The sequence below is a fragment of the Paraburkholderia hayleyella genome (assembly GCF_009455685.1).
Classification (GTDB): Bacteria; Pseudomonadota; Gammaproteobacteria; order Burkholderiales; family Burkholderiaceae; genus Paraburkholderia; species Paraburkholderia hayleyella.
The window spans coordinates 986,855-1,002,238 of the sequence record NZ_QPES01000001.1 but is presented as its reverse complement, the minus strand read 5'-3'; the positions used below and the strand labels follow the sequence as shown (position 1 = coordinate 1,002,238).

The following is a 15,384-nucleotide window of genomic DNA, read 5'->3' as shown; positions in this document are numbered from 1 at the left end:
CACAGCCTCGAGGTGCCTGGCAGCGCTTGGCGCGGAGTCTGGCCGGAGCACGTTCATGGCACTTCGTAAGCGCCGGCGCCATCGGGCCAGGGCGTCAGCAACTCGAAGCCATCGTCGGTGACGGCAACCATATGTTCCCATTGCGCCGACAGCGAACGGTCCTTGGTCACCACCGTCCAGCCATCGCCCAGCACACTCGTTGCCGCACGGCCTGCATTCACCATCGGCTCGATGGTGAACACCATGCCTGGCCTGAGCTTGAGACCCTGCCCCGGCTGGCCATAGTGCAGCACCTGCGGCTCCTCGTGATAAGCCCGGCCAATGCCATGCCCGCAATAGTCCCGCACGATCGAAAAACCTTCCCGCTGCGCCACCGTCTGGATGGCGTGACCCACGTCGCCCAGCGTGGCGCCTGGCCGGACCTGACGAATGCCCGCGAGCATCGCTTCATAGGTGGTATCAACCAGTTGCCGCGCCAGCCTGGCCGGCTGGCCCACGCAATACATGCGGCTGGTATCGCCAAAGTAGCCATCTTTGATGATAGCCACATCGATATTGATGATGTCGCCGTCTTGCAGCATCTCGGTGCGAGCCGGAATGCCATGGCACACCACCTGATTGACTGAAGTGCAAACCGTTTTCGGAAAACCCAGATAACCGACATTGGCGGGAATCACTTTCAGCGTGTTGACGATGTAATCGTTGCATAACGCGTCCAGATAATCTGTCGAGACGCCCGCTTTGACATGCTCGCCAATCATCGCCAGGACTTCGGCTGCAAGAGCGCCCGCCACGCGAAGCCGGGCAATATCGTCAGGGGTTTTACAGGAAATGGCCATGTTCAGTCTTGAATGCGGACATGCGCAAAAGTGGAGGCCGAGCCATTGTACAGATGGCCAGATCAACGCAATGGAAAGGCGTTCGCAATCGCGCAGGCAATGTGGATCGTGCAATCAGGCGCGCCGGGCACGTTGCACGAAAGATGTATAGCTCAAGCTGTTATCAGCGGATGGCAGACATCGTTCGGTCAAAATGCATGGTTTTGCCTGCAGCTTGACCCCGATACAGCAAGAAGCGAGGTGGCTGGACGCGGGCGGGTGAGTCAGGGTAATCGTTAATCATTCGACCCGCCCCGCCCTCGCCTGGCCAGCCACCGATCTTGTTTCCAGGCTGTGTTAAATCCAGTTGCAGATTAATGCCTCACCCCTTTGTTATGGGGTGAGCAACTTGAATGCATCACGATGAACTGCCGACGCCCAAGGCTGTAACGCCAGAAGGCATCGATATTAAAGATGGACTATTACCGGCAGAGTCACTACTCGAACCAGGTGTAATTTGGCTCGCTGCTCCATCCCAGCCAGGTGTGGTTTCATCAAACGCGACTTCATTACTGGAATTTTTTAATTGCTCATCATTTTGAGCATTTATCAATTTTGCCAGCGCGCTCTCGAGACTTTTCATGCGTTCTTCTTGAGATTTAATAATATTTTTAAACTCGTCTTTATTTTTCTTTAACTCCTCAATCTCCCCGCCCTGTTCTTCAATTTTTTTGTTCTGCTCGTCAAGAAGCTTTCTCTGCTCTCCAATAGTATCCTCATACACTCGATTAGACCCATTAGCGGCCACATTAAGTGACACCAATCCATCCTGTGTTTCAACAGCTGATGCCTTCAACGCATCTATCTGATTTTTAACTTCAATGCCCGGAGTCTTGTTTCTAGTGACTTCTTCTGCTAATTTTTTAAATTGAATTTCCATATTTTCAATTTTTTTCTGCTGAACGATCTCACGTGCCGTCCGTTGCACCAGATCATTTAAAATAATGTTCTCACCTATCATTGTTTCAATTCCCTTCATGGCATCCGCAATATTATTCATGACAGCCACCTCTTGAAGCTTTCGCTTCTCATGAAGCCATATAAATAATGCCACCAGGGTTAAAGTTGCGCCAATGAAAGGCACCACTATTCCAAATGCAACAGAAACCACAACACCTAAAGCCCCAATCATGGATACCACTGGAGAAATAAATCCGAGACCCGCAAACAGGCTCTTTTGCGGACCTTCCCATGAAAATGGCCATTTAAACGGAGCACGTTGTGCCGCTTGTACTTTCACCTTGTCACGAAATACTTTTATCTCATCCCGGGCAGCATTAAGTTTTTCGAATGGATTCTGCGTCACATCATTTTTTACGGTTCCAAAAGTGTTGATAGAATGCGCAGCCTGCTCGAGCGAAATCATTGCGGAGCTATATCCCTCCTTCAGGTCCTTCAAATCCTTCAGTGCTTTCGTTGAAAACCCCGCCATAATAACCATGACAGTATTTCCCCGAAGACCGTTTTCCGCACTCTCCAGATTTTTTCTGATTTCCTCAAGATTATTATTTATATTTTTTTTATATGTTTCGAACGTTTGGCAATCTGTTTTGAATGCTGCGGGATCTTTTGCGTTTCCAACAATATTGTCACTGCGGTCCAGCAGGAGCCTAGTTACCTTACCCAGCTTTTCCAATGCGGGAGGGTTTCCATCAAAGCCCGAGGGCTTTTTCTTAGCTGTTTTGGCAGAAGCATCCTTTACCGGCTTGGTACGAGCTTCTTTTTTCGTGTCACTCGCCCCTGGATTTTTATTGATTTTCTTAACATCACCCGCGCCAGAGTTAATAGAAGTTCTGCCAATATTGATCGCCCCCTTTATATTAACCACGGGAGCGCCATCCATCGAAGGATTTTCTTTAACGATAACTGGCGAATAAACTTTAGCATCAGTAAAGTTTGTATTGTTATTTTTATTCGCCCTTTTGATTTTCTCATCACCTAAAAAAGCGTCATCAAAATTGAACCTCGCCCGCGGCGTAAGCTGACCGCCATCTCCACGCGGACCATCCTGATTAACACTTATCGTATGCGTAATAACTTCCTGCTGACAATGTCCAGAGCCACTTTCCTTAGACGAGACTAAGAATTTGTCCTTGTTCTTCAAGCCTGGTTTGTCGTCTTCTGGCTTGTCACCTGACAGGGGATGCCAATCAGAACTGTCAGCCGAGTAGCCGAAGTCCTTGCTCTTGGTATTTGTTGCCACAGTCGACGATGTCATCGCGTCATACCTCGTATCGCTCAAACGAAATTTTTCGTAGAAACCGAGCTTTAGTGACAGCGCATTGAAAATGGTTCGGGAACAGCATTCCGTCTCCCCCCCAACATCGGCCAAACGGGCGCTGAAATTCTGTCAAACCTTTATCGCATAAGGCTGATGCGGCCCAAACCAGACGTTTTTGAGGAACCATTCTAATTTATGTGCAGTGCATAAATGACCGATTTTCGAGCCTCTTCCAGCATGATCTTGCCAGTGGCAGCAAACGAGTCCATAATCGCCCCGCCGCTACGGCCAGCGATACTGTAAAACCTTATATATCAATGAGTTGAATAGCATCAGCTGGGTCAGTTGACGCTGCGGCACAAACTGCAAATGACTGAATCGGTCAGTAACTTGCAGAAGTTACCTAAAGTTCCCCAAGTCCTTGCTTGCCCGCCATGTCCGATCAACCCGCCCATCCTGCAGGCCACTCGATAAACCGCCTCCACGAAGGCGGTTTTTTCATCCGGAGGGCACAGCCCCGGCTCACCGGCTCCCGCACCGGCCTTTTACTGGTCTTTTCTTACCGACTTCATTGACGATGATTCACGACCCCACCGAAACCCACTTGCCGGACTCTCCGCAAAATCCCACCGAAAGCGCCGCAGACAGCGCCACCGCGCCTCGTCACGAAGACCTCCACCATCGCCGCATCCGCAGTTTCGTCACTCGGGCCGGGCGGGTTTCGACGGGGCAGCGCCGTGCCATGGATGAGTTCGGTGCACGCTTTATCGTGCCCTTCGCGCCAGCGCAACCTGACTGGGATGCGCTCTTTGGCCGCCACGCGCCGCGCGTGCTGGAAATCGGTTTTGGCATGGGCGCAAGCACAGCAGAGATCGCCGCACATCGTCCCGGCGAAGACTTCATTGGCGTCGAAGTCCATGAACCCGGCGTCGGTGCGCTGCTCAAGCTAATGGGCGAACAGGCGCTGGCGAATATCCGCATCGTTCAGCACGATGCCGTGGAAGTGCTGGAGCAGATGCTGGCTCCGGCCAGCCTCGACGGTATGCATATTTTCTTTCCCGATCCGTGGCATAAGGCACGCCACCACAAACGCCGCTTGATCCAGCCGCAATTTGTCGCCTTGCTCGCCTCCCGGCTCAAGCCAGGCGCTTATCTGCACTGCGCCACCGACTGGCAGCATTACGCCGAACAGATGCTCGACGTGCTGGGCGCCGAGCCCTCGCTGGAAAATACCGCCGACGGCTACGCCCCCCGCCCCGAATACCGCCCGGTGACCAAGTTCGAACGCCGAGGCTTGCGGCTCGGACATGGCGTGTGGGATCTGGTGTTCCGCCGCCGCCTTACCGGCTGAAGAAGCAAAAAAGGTCTGCCCTCGCGGCGCAGACCTTTTTCGGTTCAAGACCCAGGGATGAGGCGAAAGAGCATCGCTTCATCCCGCACCGCTCGCCCTACCTACTCTGACCAGTTCAACCCGCCGCTATACCCCACCAGCAGGATCAGCAGCCCAAAGCCAATGCGATACCACGCGAACACGGTGAAATCGTGCGTGGCGATGTAGCGCAGCAGCCAGCGCACGCAAGCAAAGGCGCTGATAAAGGCGGCGACAAAGCCAATACCAAACGTGCCGAAAGCATCGAGTGAAAGCGCGCTCCAGTTTTTGTACAGCTCATAAGCCGTCGCGCCAAAAATAATCGGGATTGCCAGAAAGAACGAGAACTCGGTGGCCACCCGGCGCTCGAGACCAAATAGCATGCCGCCGATAATCGTCGAACCTGAACGCGACATACCGGGAATCAGCGCAAAACACTGTGCAAAACCGACTTTCAGCGCATCGAGCGGCCTGATCTCCTCCACCGCTTGCACGCGCGGCGGCGCGGCCCGTTCGTGCTGGCGCGCCTCGACCCAAAGAATCAGCACGCCTCCCACTACCAGCGCCAGCGCAACGGGTACGGGCGAAAACAGCGCCGCCTTGATGGTTTTTTCAAAGAGAAAACCCAGAACCACCGCGGGTATCGTCGCTACACACACATTCAGGACAAAACGCCGGGCACTGGGCTGTGTCGGCAGCCCCACCAGCACGCAGCCAATCCGCCGCCGGAACTCCCAGCACACCGCGAGAATCGCGCCAAGCTGGATCACGACATCAAATGTGTTCGCCTGTTCGCCCGTGAAATTCAGCAAACTGCCGACAACGATCAGATGACCCGTACTCGACACCGGCAAGAATTCAGTCAACCCTTCAACAAGGCCTAAAATCAGCGCCTTGCAACTTAATATCCAGTCCATCCGCAGGCCCTCATTAAATGTTCGTCATGCTTAGAAAGATTGGCCGCGCCTGTCATTTTTCGACGATTTCGACGCGTATGCCATTTGTAAGGACGGTGATTGTACCGGGTTCGTAGTTCACACCGGCAAATTGCAACTGTTCGGGCTTGAACGTGTAGACCGGATAGTTATCCAGCAACTGGGCCGACAGCAGCGTGACGGCTGCGCTGATCTGCTGCGTATAGGCTTGAGCCTGGCCGCTAAGGCTCACGTTTTCAACCTGCGGCGTTTTCAGCACGACGGAGCGGCTGGCCGGATCATAGGCCAGCTGGCTCGACACGGTGAACACGCCCGTCACGGGCTGCGGCATGAACGGGCTCGCCAGACGCACATCCAGTTGCACGGAGACACGGTTCGAATCGGCGAGAAAACCCACGACCGGGTTAGTCAATGCGATCTCGAATACCTGCGAAACCGTGTGCTGATATGGAAACTTGCGCTGCACCGCCGTTTGTACCTGCTGCTGCGAGAACGTGTAGTGCTTGGGGAAAAATGGAAAAATCGAAACAGCGCCAGCAGGCAATGCCAGCGTCACTCCAGCGGCAACCGCTGCGGCACGCAGAAAACGGCGCCTCAGTGGGGCAGCGAAACCAGTCATCGAAATTCTCTCCAGTTGAGATGTCTGCGAGTGCATCGCGGCATAGCGATGCACTCTGTGGGGTGGAGGCGCGGCATCAGGAAAACGAATGCGGGTGCGATTCCCCCTTGGTGTATTCAGGCCAGGTTAACGTGGCACAAGGGTGGCACCAAGGGTGGCACCAAGCGCGACACCAAGGCCGCCGGTTGGGTTTGCCGCTCAAGTTGAGTCAGCCATGCCAGCGCTTCGTCGCGTGAATTGCCGCACATCGGCTGTTGCGCTTGCAGACCGGAGCAGCAAGCAGGCCGCTCAGGCTGGCCGAAAATCGCGCAGCGCAAATCCTCACCAAGTTGCACACAGCGCTCACCTGCGGCCTTGCCTTGCAGCATGCCTGGAATTGGGCTGGAAATGGAAGGTGCAATGCAGCATGCGCCGCATGCCGGGCGGCAGGCAAAACTGGCCTTGTCCGCAGCAAGAAACAGAAACGGGGAAGCAGTAATCGACACTATGTTCCTAAGCTGAAACACCAAACCCGCATTGTGCCATTGCAGTACGCGAGGCTTTCCCTAGCTTCACACCCGGCTTCGCCGCCGTTTGCATGAAGCACATGCTAGCCTTGCTCCGCGCGACAATTTCCGCCATAATTCGCGTCTTCGCCGCGCGCAGTAGCCATGAGTTGCCATGGCCGTCATGGTCAGATGAGCAAAATGGGCAGGTTAGCGCGGGTTCCGGCGAGATAGGTGGTTAAGGTAAGTAAGGTAAGGGGTAAGGGTGTAACAGTGCCGCCATGATTCAAACATGAAACATGGCCAGGTTGCCCCGTCTCTTCAGGTCATGCCTCGGTGGTGAAATTGGTAGACGCGCCGGACTCAAAATCCGGTTCCGAAAGGAGTGCCGGTTCGATTCCGGCCCGAGGCACCAAAGAATATTCAAGCAACGCCAAAGTTTCACCAGAAAACCCCGCCAAGCCTCGCTTCGCGGGGTTTTTTGTTGCCCGCATCTGCAAGGTTTCACCGTTGACAGCGGGGACATGTCGGGGGCACGTACGGGGGCATCAGGGCGAATTCACGGCCCTTGATACCAAAATGCCCCCATAGGTACGGCCATGCCGGAGATACACACCAAGTGTTTCCGCCCTGCTTAAAATCTGCGCAACGCTCATAGACTCTCCTCGTCGTCGCTGTTGATCACATGAACCTCTTCCGCTATGGTTTTCCCGTTGCTATCCGAAACAGCGAAACACCCGCCAGCACGGGTTTGTTTCGATGTTTCGCTTGAAATGGTGGAAGTGGGTGTAACAGACAGATACCGGTTGAAAGCATCATCAAACTGACTGCGCAAGAATCCTTTCTTCGATTCATAGCCAATGCGTATCTGTGCGCTTCGTATGCCGTATTCGCCCAGCCGGTTGGACAGTTGTTTGAGCGTCATCGGCTTGCCGCCGCGCCATGTTGCCCAAGGCTTTTCTTCGTCCAACAGCAGTCCATCCAGCAGGTCAGCAGAAAAGAGGCGCGTTGCTTTCCTCGTTTCGAATACCTCCTGAATGTCCGCCAGCAGTTCGGTCCCTGTGCTTTGGGCCTGTTCGCTACCGCCCGACAGCACAAGCGCAGTCTGCCGCGCCCGCTCTGGCCACGCACCACCTGCATTCCCGGCAATCTGGAGCAACGGCTCCCAGTTGTCAGCGGCGCGGTCGTGCAGCGCATCGAGTATCACTGGGCGCGCAACACGTACTGTTTCTTCGTTGTCGTCGGCCCAGCGCGCCAGTTTCGCGCGCAGACGCTCGAAAAGGCCTGGTTCAGCGTGACGCAGCTTGTCCACTTGTTCGTGCGCCAGCTTGCGCCGTAGCTCCAGCGTGATTGATCGGTCCATCAGCGTGTCAGCAAGGTGGCCGATGCCCGCAATCGCTTTCGCTCCCCATACGAAAAACTGTTTAGGCATGTGATCGTCGCCCACGGTTCGCACCACGTATGCGCTATCCCGTGTGTGTCCGCAGTTCAGCAGGCCCCGCAGTTCCTCGTTCTCGCGCATGAAGGCATCCGCCTCATCAATTAGCAGCGTGGGTTTCCATGCCTCGATAGCGCGAAACAGTGCAGCGGGTGTGATATTGCTGGCGGCAAGCGGGCGGCTCGACAGCCTGCCAATCAGGAAGAGCAACTGTGATTTGCCGCAACGCTTTTCGGGAGCGGTGATGGCTGCAATCGGTGCAACGTCCACCGAATCAATCAGCCAGGTCATCGTGATCCAGAGCGCCGTTGCGTGGGCGGTGGCGGTGTTGCACACAATAAAGCGCTGTACTACGCGCACAAGCTCATCCAGAAGCGCTGCGCCGTCTACTGGCTCGTGCCATGGTTCCACCTCTGGAAAGGGATCATCCGCCCGGCTTTCGCTGCTGCGCGTGGCGAGGATCATCCTGTCGAGCGTCGATACCTTTACGCCCATTCGTCTGGCTTCGGCACCGCGCACCCGGTCGTACTGCATCGGCTTGAGCGCGGCTAGCCGTTCAATGGCCTGTTCGTCGGTTTCGTTTTCCGTTTTCGGTACCGTTGTTTCGGGATCTTCACTGGCAATTGGCGCATCGTCAGTTCGCGGCAATGCCAGCACCTCATCAGCGTTTGGCACCCGCTTATGAGCGACTTCGAACGATACCAGCCAGTCCATCACGTCACCGGCATCAGGCAAGCCGAGCGCGGTCACGTCGAGCCGTTCTACTGTGCAGCGCTGCTCGTCCAGTTTTGCGGTTACCTCGTTGGCATACTTCGCGCCGGGCGCGTCATAGTCCGGCCAAAGCAGGACATGACGGCCTGCCAGCAGCGACCAGTCTGCCGTACCCACGCTCGTCGCGCCGCCGCTGGTGATGCCAATCAACCGGCCCGCGCCAATCTTCGTAAGCGCATCCGCCTTCTGCTCGCCCTCGACGATGACCACCACCGCATCCGCATGTGCGACCAGATCGGGCAAGCCATATAGCAGCTTGCCGCCGCCCTGTTTCGGCTCGCCATGTGTCCAGCGTGCACCGTTGTGCCAGAAGGGACGAATAAACTTCTCGTGCCCGCCGTTAGCCGCTGGCTTGTGCATCCGCACGCGGGCGTAAAGAATCGTACCGTCAGGAACGCGGTACAGATGCAGCGCGACTGGCTCGAAGCCCTCCACCTTCTTTGCCCTGAAGAGCCGTCCCGCTGCTTCCATGTAGTCGGGATCGGTCAAGGCCACGTCCAGAGGAACAGCGCTCATTGCTCCTCCCATGCGCCAAGCTCACGTGCTGCCTGCGTGAATGGAATACCCCTCGCACGTCGATACAGTTCAAGCGCATCGCCGCCAGCTTCTCCACACGCGAAACAGCGCCAGTTACCCTGTTCGGCATGAACGCTTAGGCTTGGATTGCGCTCGCCGTGAATCGGGCAACGCACCTGCATATAGCCCGATGCATTTGGCTTTCCGGCTTCGATGGAGAGCAATGCCAGTACGTCAGCGACGGACGGGATACGGTCGCGGCGAAATGGGAATGAGCTCATTCTGGCCTCTCCATCACGCTGTGTGCATCAGCGCAGGTTGTTACTTCACGGACTGCGGCTTCTTCAAGTGAGTCGATGAACTGCCTAGCGGCCAGTTCGGTGAGTTGCAGCAGGCCTTCTGTCGTAACGGGAGAAAGAGGCAGGCCGGATTCATCACTTTCAGCCGCACCGTTGTTACGCAGGAAACAACAGACGACGCGCGCGCCTGCTGCCAACTGGTGTGCCCGGTTCAGGTACAGGGCAATAGCCGCAGTGGGTAGCCGGAGCGTTTCCGCGTTGGCTGGGAAAATTTCGTAGCCGCTTTCGAGTGGATGCCGCAAACAGTCAGCCAAGGCAAACCTCCACACGGGCAAGTTCAGCAACGGCAACGAGCGCGCCGCCAGCAATGTCGAGTGCGGCACGCTCGGATGGTGCAAGCGCGGCACGACGGATCGCGTCAGCAACGATGGCGGGGATGGATGAAGTTTGGGTTTGCTCGGGACGAGCGAGAACAGGGCGCATGGGATGCGGCCTCCACAGACGGGTTGGATAACCCGACGCCCTACTGTCAAATAGGGTGGCCGGGCACAAGGCAGGGTTGACAGACCGGCGTCCGTGGGAACCGGCGTGCGCGAACGCACCCCCACCAAGGCCCGACCATAAAAGGCACAAGGTATACGGACCGGACGTAAAAAAACCGCTTTGGAGCGGCTGTCCGCCACGAAACATTCCGGCTGTCACCCCGGGTCACTGTTGTTTCAGCGACGCAGCCCGAATAGCGCCACGCATCATTTACCGTCAACCGGTTTTTGTTGATCATTACGATTGAAAGGCATTCCTTGCAATTGATTTTTGTAGTCACATTGACTACAATACTGAAATGATTAAATCCTTCCGACACAAGGGACTTGAGGCGTTTTTCGTCACTGGCAGCAAGGCGGGTATCCAGCCGCATCACGCAGTGAGGCTCAAACTCCTGCTGACCGCGCTGAATCAGGCTAGGCAACCTGAAGACATGAACGCGCCGAACTGGCGCTTGCATCCTCTGCGCGACAACCTGGCCGGACATTGGTCGGTGTGGGTCAACGGCAACTGGCGACTCACATTCCGTTTTGAAGGCGAAGACGCTGAACTGGTTGACTACCAGGACTACCAGGACTACCACTGAAGGAACTGACATGGCACGAATGCACAACCCCGCCCATCCGGGCGAAGTATTGCGGGAATGGATTCCCGAAAACCTGACGGTCACGCAAGCCGCAAAGGCGTTGCAAATCAACCGGGTCACGCTTTCAAACCTGCTTAATGGCAAGGGAAACGTGACCGCGAACATTGCCCTGCGGCTGGCAGCATGGCTTGGCACATCACCTGATTTATGGATCGGGATGCAGTCACAATGGGACTTGTGGCAAGCCGAACAGCAGCCGCGCCCGAAGATCAAGCCACTTGAGCGCGCAGCCGCTTGAATACTGGCAACGTTCAGCATGATCCGGCCTCCGCTTGCGCGATATCCAGCGAGTAGAGGCCAACGCGATGGCGTTCGCCCTGGCCAGTGGTACGCCACACCCATGAAGTAACGATCTGGTGGCCGTCCTGGCGCAGTTCAAACACCCTGCGCGGAACGTGGAGAATATCGAGCCTGGAGTACGCATGAACAGTATCGACTGGGCCATGTTGCAGGGCGCGCAGCAAGCGGACGCGCTGGGCATGGGCTGAATTGTTGTTTGCCATTTCAGCCCTCCGTGCGGTAGTTCACCGGATCGGCAAACCAGCGATGCAATTCGCGGTTTGGCCATGCCGCACAGCGCTGGGTCAGATGCTGACGACGCGGAAAACGGCCTTCGAGTTCACGCTTGCGTAATGTTTCCCGACTGAACGGCACGAACGCGCGCAGGGTGTTCCAGCGGGAAAAACCGTCGAGTGGCAGGGCTTCAGGGGTGGGATCGACGTGTCATCGTTCCAACGGACGCACTTGAGCAAGCCAAGTCGATCCTGTCATCAATCGAGAATGCTCCACCCATCATTGATCTCGACAGCCTAGCAACTACTTAAGCGTTCGTCGACGCATCCGGATCGATCATTCCTAGTGGTGTTCTGCGCTGAAGTTGCGAAATGCGAATGCGATCAAATCGCGCACCAGTTCCAGAAGTCCGCCGACAGGGAAGCCATCGAATGGATCGCCGTGAGCCATCGCATTTCGGCGTTGCGCCAAGGTCGGTCCATGCGTGCCGATCAGTTGACCGATGGCACTACCGCCGCAACGCGCAATCATCGGGATTTGCACATCGGTCAGACCGTCGACTTCCACCAGGTGCTTGAGCGCTCCGGAAAACGTCCGCTCACGTGTTTTAAGCTTGGTCCTATAGCGGTCCATTAAGGCAAGTTCCAGCGTGATCAAAGCAACCAGTTCCCCAGCCTTGATTAAATCGGCGTCTATCCAACCGAGCAAATAGAGCTTCTGCGCGCGGGTGTATTTCAGACGCACAACGTCTGGGATGCGAGCATCCACGTCAAGGTTAGCGATGAAGGTGCGCCATTGATCGGCGTGGTCGAATTGAATGAACACACCCGGATTCCCTTGCACTGGCCACGGCATCAGGAGAGGTTCTCGCCGCGGTGGCAAATCTATATGTGGCAAGTCCACGGATGAGATTTCCTCATTATGGTGATGAGATGGCCGCTTTCTGTGTGCGATCGAGCTTGCGATGAATCAATGACACCAACGTCAGAATGTCGAGCGCATCCTGCTCAGACATGGGCCAGTTCGTTTTGGGTGCATGGGCCAATGGATTACGCACGGCACCGAACAGGCCGATCAGCAGATTCGCAAAGCCTTTCTGTTCGCTTTTCTCCGATTCCGTGATGAGCGGCCCTAACACCAAGACGGGCTGCTGACCAGCAAATGCCTTGTTCACGAGGTCGGCGCCATCGCCGTTCAGGCCTGACAATGCACGAATCCGCTCAGCGACACCTTTTGTCGCCTCGAAGACCGCGTGAAAATAGTTTTCGTCGAGCAATTCGGCACGACAGTAACTCAACACTTCCTCATGCACCGCCCGGCTTTCCAGGGCAGCTTTGAGCCGCCCGGCGCGTGCGCGGGCCACGTCCAAGGTCGTGGCCTTGTCGGCGTGGCCAACCTTGCCATCCTCACGCACGTAGAAGCCCGAGAAGGCCAGCACGACATTGAGTTCATCACGCCGCCAGGCAAACGTCCCCGTATCACGAGCATAACTCACAGGATTCATCGCTCGGTTGATGAACATGATGAGGTGGTTACCCACCTGGTGCTGGTTCTGCGCCGCCGCCAAGGCATTGAATAACCGCTTCCATTTGGTGATGCCTGGAGATACGTCGACGACATTGATCTCCTGGAGCAATCGCTCAATCTGCGTGCCCGTCAGTCCATGTACCGTGTCGGCCAGCACTTGGCAGGCTGCTTCGAGATGCTGCGAGTCGAAAGGGGTAATTCGTGCCGTCACCGCATGCCTCTAAGTTCCGCCAGAAATGCCGTGCCGATTTCCACGGCCTGCTCCGCGCTCATTGGGTCTACATCCGCCCCATGCACGGCCGCATTCATGACGCGAAGGGATTCAAGAAATCGTTCCGCACTGGCCGGCACGATGCCACGTTGATGCAATTCGCGCAGCATATTGCCAATGCCGGCTGGCGCCTTCGACGCAAGGCCGTTGTCGGATAGGATCTCCCGTAAGATCCGCTCGATCTCAATTCGCAACTTGACGACAGACATCAGCGGAAACTCGCGAGCAAACTCCTCGGCGGTTGGCAGCGCCTGCCGCAACTGCGGCGGCAACGCCGGTGAGAGCCAGTATTGGGCGACGCCCATCGGCTTGCTGGAGTCGCGCAAGGCGTATTCGACGATCACTTCATTACGGCCCTTGCACAAAATGATACCGATGGTCGGCTGATCGTCCTTGTGCCGAAGCTGGTCATCGACGGCGGAGAGGTAGAAGTTCATCTTGCCCGCAAACTCAGGCTTGAAGTCTTCGATCTTCAACTCGATTACGACGAAGCAGCGCAGCCGCAGGTGATAGAAAAGAAGATCGAGGTAGTAGTCCTGGCCGCCGACTTCGAGATGGTACTGGTTACCGACGAAAGCGAAGCCCTTGCCGAGTTCGAGAATGAGCGAGCGCAGATGCTCGATAAGGCCGCGCTCCAGGTCACGCTCCAGCATGTCGGGGCCGAACGCGAGGAAATCGAAGGTATAGGGGTCTTTGAGAAGTTGCTGGGCAAGCTCGGACTGTTCAGTGGGCAAGGTCCGCGAGAAATTGGTCAGAGCATTGCCCTGACGAACGAACAACTGGCTCTCGATCTGGTGGACGAGGACAGAGCGACTCCAGCCATGCTCGATCGTCTGCAGGGCGTACCAGGCGCGCTCCTCGGCCACCTTGACCGTATCGAGCAGGCTGACGTTATGCCCCCAGGGCAATTGTGCAACGACCCGTTGCACAAATTCGGCGTCGGGCCAGGCCTCGGCGAACGAACGCATATATTTCAGGTTTCGAGCTGAAAGCCCGGTCATTTCGGGGAAGGCTCGGCGGAGATCGTCCGCCAGCCGGTCAATGACCTTGGTCCCCCAACCCTCGCGCTCCTGCCGGGCCAGAATGTCGCGGCCGATGCTCCAATAAAGCAGGATCAGCTCTCGATTGACCGACAGGCTGGCACGGTGACGCGCCTCGGCAATCTTCCGCTTCAGGTCGCCGACGAAAGCGAAATAGCTCTGCGCGTCGATCTCTGAGGCCGGGTTGGCAGCCTTGGAGCGGCGGGATGGTGGCTTGGACGACGGGGGGCTCATGCCGCTTCCTCCTCTGAAATTACGGCCCGCTTGCTTCCCGGTGGGACGGCACGGCAGCTTTCCTTGCAGTGCCGATAGGGGCGGTAACTCCCTCGGCTCGTGAATGTCTTGTTGCTGTTCGTGTCGGCGGGATTCGCCGTCGGCGACGCAGCCGGCACCATTGGCGCACGGCTGTCGATTGTATCCCGCCGCAGATTGGTCACCTTCTCAGCGGCCGCCCGGATCGGATCGTCCTCGGCATGCACGTACCGCATGAACATGGATACGGTCTTGTGTGCCGTAAGTGCCATGCCGACCTTGACCGGAATCCCGGAGTTGGCAATGTCGGTCGCGGTCCGATGACGGATGCCGTGCATACCGACATGAACCCCATTCGCACGTTTCAGGATTCGCTTCCGGCCGTTGTAATAAGTGCTTTCGGGCAACGGAATCGAGCTGTCAAAGATGGCCGGACACACATAAGGCGAATCGTCGACACGGCAGGCGTTGGACAACAATTGATAGGCTACCTCGCTCATCGGCTTGGAAATATCGCCGGTCTTGCTATCAGGCCAGACGATGCGACGGTTTTCAAAGTCAATCCAAGGCCATTCGAGCAGTCGAATCTCCGACATGCGCGCCGAAAACTCGAATTGCAGGCGAATCGCAAGCGTCAACGTCGGATGTTCCAGACCTTCTGCATCCGCACGGTCAAGATAGGCGTAGAGGCGCGCCAGCTCGTCGTTGACGATGTATCGCGTTTCACCGTTCTCGGGGTATTTCGGCACATGGCGACAGGGATTGGAGCCATCGGGCCGGTAGCGCCAGAGATTCTGGACGCGCTCAAGCGGGTGGATAGCCGTGGCGCACGCTTCACAGCCCACAGTCTTCGCGGCGAGATAAACCGTGTATTTCGATACGGCATCAAGGAAGGCTTGTGCAAAGCCGATCCGGCGCGTGACCTGCAAGGCGCGATACCACCATCGCAGACAAACTACTTCGTGGTGCCACTGCCATCGCGCTTAACCGTGACGTTGAACCTAATCCTGCTGTTAGCTTTCGTAGCTTGTGCGAAGTATTTGGCGCTCATTGCGCCACCT

At 56.5% G+C, this 15,384-nt stretch carries 17 protein-coding genes, 1 tRNA gene and 2 pseudogenes; 5 read left to right on the top strand and 15 right to left on the bottom strand.

Going from position 1 to position 15,384, the window contains the following annotated elements; all coding sequences use genetic code 11:
• Nucleotides 1–53 precede the first annotated feature (53 nt).
• Nucleotides 54–839 (bottom strand): type I methionyl aminopeptidase, encoded by a 786-nt coding sequence (gene map, locus GH657_RS04625; RefSeq protein ID WP_153099631.1) that lies wholly within the window; start codon nucleotides 837–839, stop codon nucleotides 54–56.
• A 397-nt stretch (nucleotides 840–1,236) separates the two neighbouring features.
• Nucleotides 1,237–3,096, bottom strand: a complete 1,860-nt coding sequence (locus GH657_RS04620; RefSeq protein WP_153099630.1) for a hypothetical protein — start codon at nucleotides 3,094–3,096, stop codon at nucleotides 1,237–1,239.
• A gap of 580 nt (nucleotides 3,097–3,676) precedes the next feature.
• On the opposite strand from GH657_RS04620, the gene trmB reads away from it, so the two are divergent.
• Complete coding sequence (gene trmB, locus GH657_RS04615; RefSeq protein WP_153099629.1) at nucleotides 3,677–4,450, top strand: tRNA (guanosine(46)-N7)-methyltransferase TrmB; 774 nt, start codon at nucleotides 3,677–3,679, stop codon at nucleotides 4,448–4,450.
• Between the two features lie 101 nt (nucleotides 4,451–4,551).
• Here trmB and GH657_RS04610 read toward each other — a convergent pair whose 3' ends face one another.
• From GH657_RS04610 to GH657_RS04600, 3 genes are all read right to left on the bottom strand, one after another.
• Complete coding sequence (locus GH657_RS04610; RefSeq protein ID WP_153099628.1) at nucleotides 4,552–5,385, bottom strand: undecaprenyl-diphosphate phosphatase; 834 nt, start codon at nucleotides 5,383–5,385, stop codon at nucleotides 4,552–4,554.
• 52 nt (nucleotides 5,386–5,437) lie between these two features.
• Nucleotides 5,438–6,022 carry a DUF1439 domain-containing protein gene (locus tag GH657_RS04605; RefSeq protein WP_153099627.1) on the bottom strand — a complete coding sequence of 195 codons (585 nt, stop codon included), beginning with the start codon at nucleotides 6,020–6,022 and terminating at the stop codon, nucleotides 5,438–5,440.
• A gap of 116 nt (nucleotides 6,023–6,138) precedes the next feature.
• On the bottom strand, nucleotides 6,139–6,483 hold the full coding sequence (locus tag GH657_RS04600) for a YkgJ family cysteine cluster protein (protein WP_153101640.1): 345 nt from the start codon (nucleotides 6,481–6,483) through the stop codon (nucleotides 6,139–6,141).
• Between the two features lie 354 nt (nucleotides 6,484–6,837).
• On the opposite strand from GH657_RS04600, the gene GH657_RS04595 reads away from it, so the two are divergent.
• Nucleotides 6,838–6,922: transfer RNA gene (locus GH657_RS04595), tRNA-Leu, on the top strand.
• A 237-nt stretch (nucleotides 6,923–7,159) separates the two neighbouring features.
• On the opposite strand, the gene GH657_RS04590 is transcribed toward GH657_RS04595, so the two are convergent.
• From GH657_RS04590 to GH657_RS17965, 4 genes are read right to left on the bottom strand one after another with little or no spacing between them, the layout of a single operon-like run.
• The gene (locus GH657_RS04590) at nucleotides 7,160–9,232 is read right to left on the bottom strand and encodes a DUF3631 domain-containing protein (RefSeq protein WP_174769873.1); all 2,073 of its coding nucleotides are present in this window, start codon (nucleotides 9,230–9,232) and stop codon (nucleotides 7,160–7,162) included.
• Nucleotides 9,229–9,513, bottom strand: coding sequence for a CHC2 zinc finger domain-containing protein (locus GH657_RS04585; protein WP_153099625.1), 285 nt, complete (start codon nucleotides 9,511–9,513; stop codon nucleotides 9,229–9,231). Before GH657_RS04585 ends, GH657_RS04590 begins: the two co-directional genes overlap by 4 nt.
• Nucleotides 9,510–9,845: a hypothetical protein gene (locus GH657_RS04580; RefSeq protein ID WP_153099624.1), complete on the bottom strand. Its 336-nt coding sequence runs from the start codon at nucleotides 9,843–9,845 to the stop codon at nucleotides 9,510–9,512. Before GH657_RS04580 ends, GH657_RS04585 begins: the two co-directional genes overlap by 4 nt.
• The gene (locus GH657_RS17965) at nucleotides 9,838–10,014 is read right to left on the bottom strand and encodes a hypothetical protein (protein WP_174769872.1); all 177 of its coding nucleotides are present in this window, start codon (nucleotides 10,012–10,014) and stop codon (nucleotides 9,838–9,840) included. The genes GH657_RS04580 and GH657_RS17965 overlap by 8 nt, the downstream gene beginning before the upstream one ends.
• A gap of 358 nt (nucleotides 10,015–10,372) precedes the next feature.
• Between GH657_RS17965 and GH657_RS04575 the strand changes: the two genes are divergently transcribed.
• Nucleotides 10,373–10,660 carry a type II toxin-antitoxin system RelE/ParE family toxin gene (locus GH657_RS04575; protein WP_153099623.1) on the top strand — a complete coding sequence of 96 codons (288 nt, stop codon included), beginning with the start codon at nucleotides 10,373–10,375 and terminating at the stop codon, nucleotides 10,658–10,660.
• A 10-nt stretch (nucleotides 10,661–10,670) separates the two neighbouring features.
• On the top strand, nucleotides 10,671–10,958 hold the full coding sequence (locus tag GH657_RS04570; RefSeq protein WP_153099622.1) for a HigA family addiction module antitoxin: 288 nt from the start codon (nucleotides 10,671–10,673) through the stop codon (nucleotides 10,956–10,958).
• A gap of 13 nt (nucleotides 10,959–10,971) precedes the next feature.
• Here GH657_RS04570 and GH657_RS04565 read toward each other — a convergent pair whose 3' ends face one another.
• From GH657_RS04565 to GH657_RS04540, 6 genes and pseudogenes are all read right to left on the bottom strand, one after another.
• Entirely contained in the window at nucleotides 10,972–11,223 is a 252-nt protein-coding gene (locus tag GH657_RS04565; RefSeq protein ID WP_153099621.1) for a helix-turn-helix domain-containing protein, read from the bottom strand.
• Between the two features lies 1 nt (nucleotide 11,224).
• Nucleotides 11,225–11,419, bottom strand: a complete 195-nt coding sequence (locus GH657_RS04560) for a helix-turn-helix transcriptional regulator (RefSeq protein WP_153099620.1) — start codon at nucleotides 11,417–11,419, stop codon at nucleotides 11,225–11,227.
• A 156-nt stretch (nucleotides 11,420–11,575) separates the two neighbouring features.
• On the bottom strand, nucleotides 11,576–12,058 hold the full coding sequence (locus GH657_RS04555) for a hypothetical protein (RefSeq protein WP_220094832.1): 483 nt from the start codon (nucleotides 12,056–12,058) through the stop codon (nucleotides 11,576–11,578).
• A gap of 94 nt (nucleotides 12,059–12,152) precedes the next feature.
• On the bottom strand, nucleotides 12,153–12,971 hold the full coding sequence (locus GH657_RS04550; RefSeq protein WP_153099618.1) for a TIGR02391 family protein: 819 nt from the start codon (nucleotides 12,969–12,971) through the stop codon (nucleotides 12,153–12,155).
• The gene (locus GH657_RS04545) at nucleotides 12,968–14,305 is read right to left on the bottom strand and encodes a PDDEXK nuclease domain-containing protein (RefSeq protein ID WP_153099617.1); all 1,338 of its coding nucleotides are present in this window, start codon (nucleotides 14,303–14,305) and stop codon (nucleotides 12,968–12,970) included. The genes GH657_RS04550 and GH657_RS04545 overlap by 4 nt, the downstream gene beginning before the upstream one ends.
• Nucleotides 14,302–15,114, bottom strand: a pseudogene (locus GH657_RS04540) (tyrosine-type recombinase/integrase); the annotation flags it as partial. The gene GH657_RS04545 and the pseudogene GH657_RS04540, both read right to left, overlap by 4 nt.
• Between GH657_RS04540 and GH657_RS18215 the strand changes: the two are divergent.
• Nucleotides 15,106–15,285: pseudogene (locus GH657_RS18215) on the top strand (phage integrase central domain-containing protein); the annotation flags it as partial. The pseudogenes GH657_RS04540 and GH657_RS18215 sit on opposite strands and share 9 nt — an antisense overlap.
• Between the last annotated feature and the right edge of the window lie 99 nt (nucleotides 15,286–15,384).

Bases quoted from the DNA above. Each gene is read 5' to 3' on its own strand.
- map (WP_153099631.1), bottom strand. From the start codon at position 839: ATGGCCATTTCCTGTAAAACCCCTGACGATATTGCCCGGCTTCGCGTG.
- GH657_RS04620 (WP_153099630.1), bottom strand. From the start codon at position 3,096: ATGACATCGTCGACTGTGGCAACAAATACCAAGAGCAAGGACTTCGGC.
- trmB (WP_153099629.1), top strand. From the start codon at position 3,677: ATGATTCACGACCCCACCGAAACCCACTTGCCGGACTCTCCGCAAAAT.
- GH657_RS04610 (WP_153099628.1), bottom strand. From the start codon at position 5,385: ATGGACTGGATATTAAGTTGCAAGGCGCTGATTTTAGGCCTTGTTGAA.
- GH657_RS04605 (WP_153099627.1), bottom strand. From the start codon at position 6,022: ATGACTGGTTTCGCTGCCCCACTGAGGCGCCGTTTTCTGCGTGCCGCA.
- GH657_RS04590 (WP_174769873.1), bottom strand. From the start codon at position 9,232: ATGAGCGCTGTTCCTCTGGACGTGGCCTTGACCGATCCCGACTACATG.
- GH657_RS04585 (WP_153099625.1), bottom strand. From the start codon at position 9,513: ATGAGCTCATTCCCATTTCGCCGCGACCGTATCCCGTCCGTCGCTGAC.
- GH657_RS17965 (WP_174769872.1), bottom strand. From the start codon at position 10,014: ATGCGCCCTGTTCTCGCTCGTCCCGAGCAAACCCAAACTTCATCCATC.
- GH657_RS04575 (WP_153099623.1), top strand. From the start codon at position 10,373: ATGATTAAATCCTTCCGACACAAGGGACTTGAGGCGTTTTTCGTCACT.
- GH657_RS04570 (WP_153099622.1), top strand. From the start codon at position 10,671: ATGGCACGAATGCACAACCCCGCCCATCCGGGCGAAGTATTGCGGGAA.
- GH657_RS04565 (WP_153099621.1), bottom strand. From the start codon at position 11,223: ATGGCAAACAACAATTCAGCCCATGCCCAGCGCGTCCGCTTGCTGCGC.
- GH657_RS04545 (WP_153099617.1), bottom strand. From the start codon at position 14,305: ATGAGCCCCCCGTCGTCCAAGCCACCATCCCGCCGCTCCAAGGCTGCC.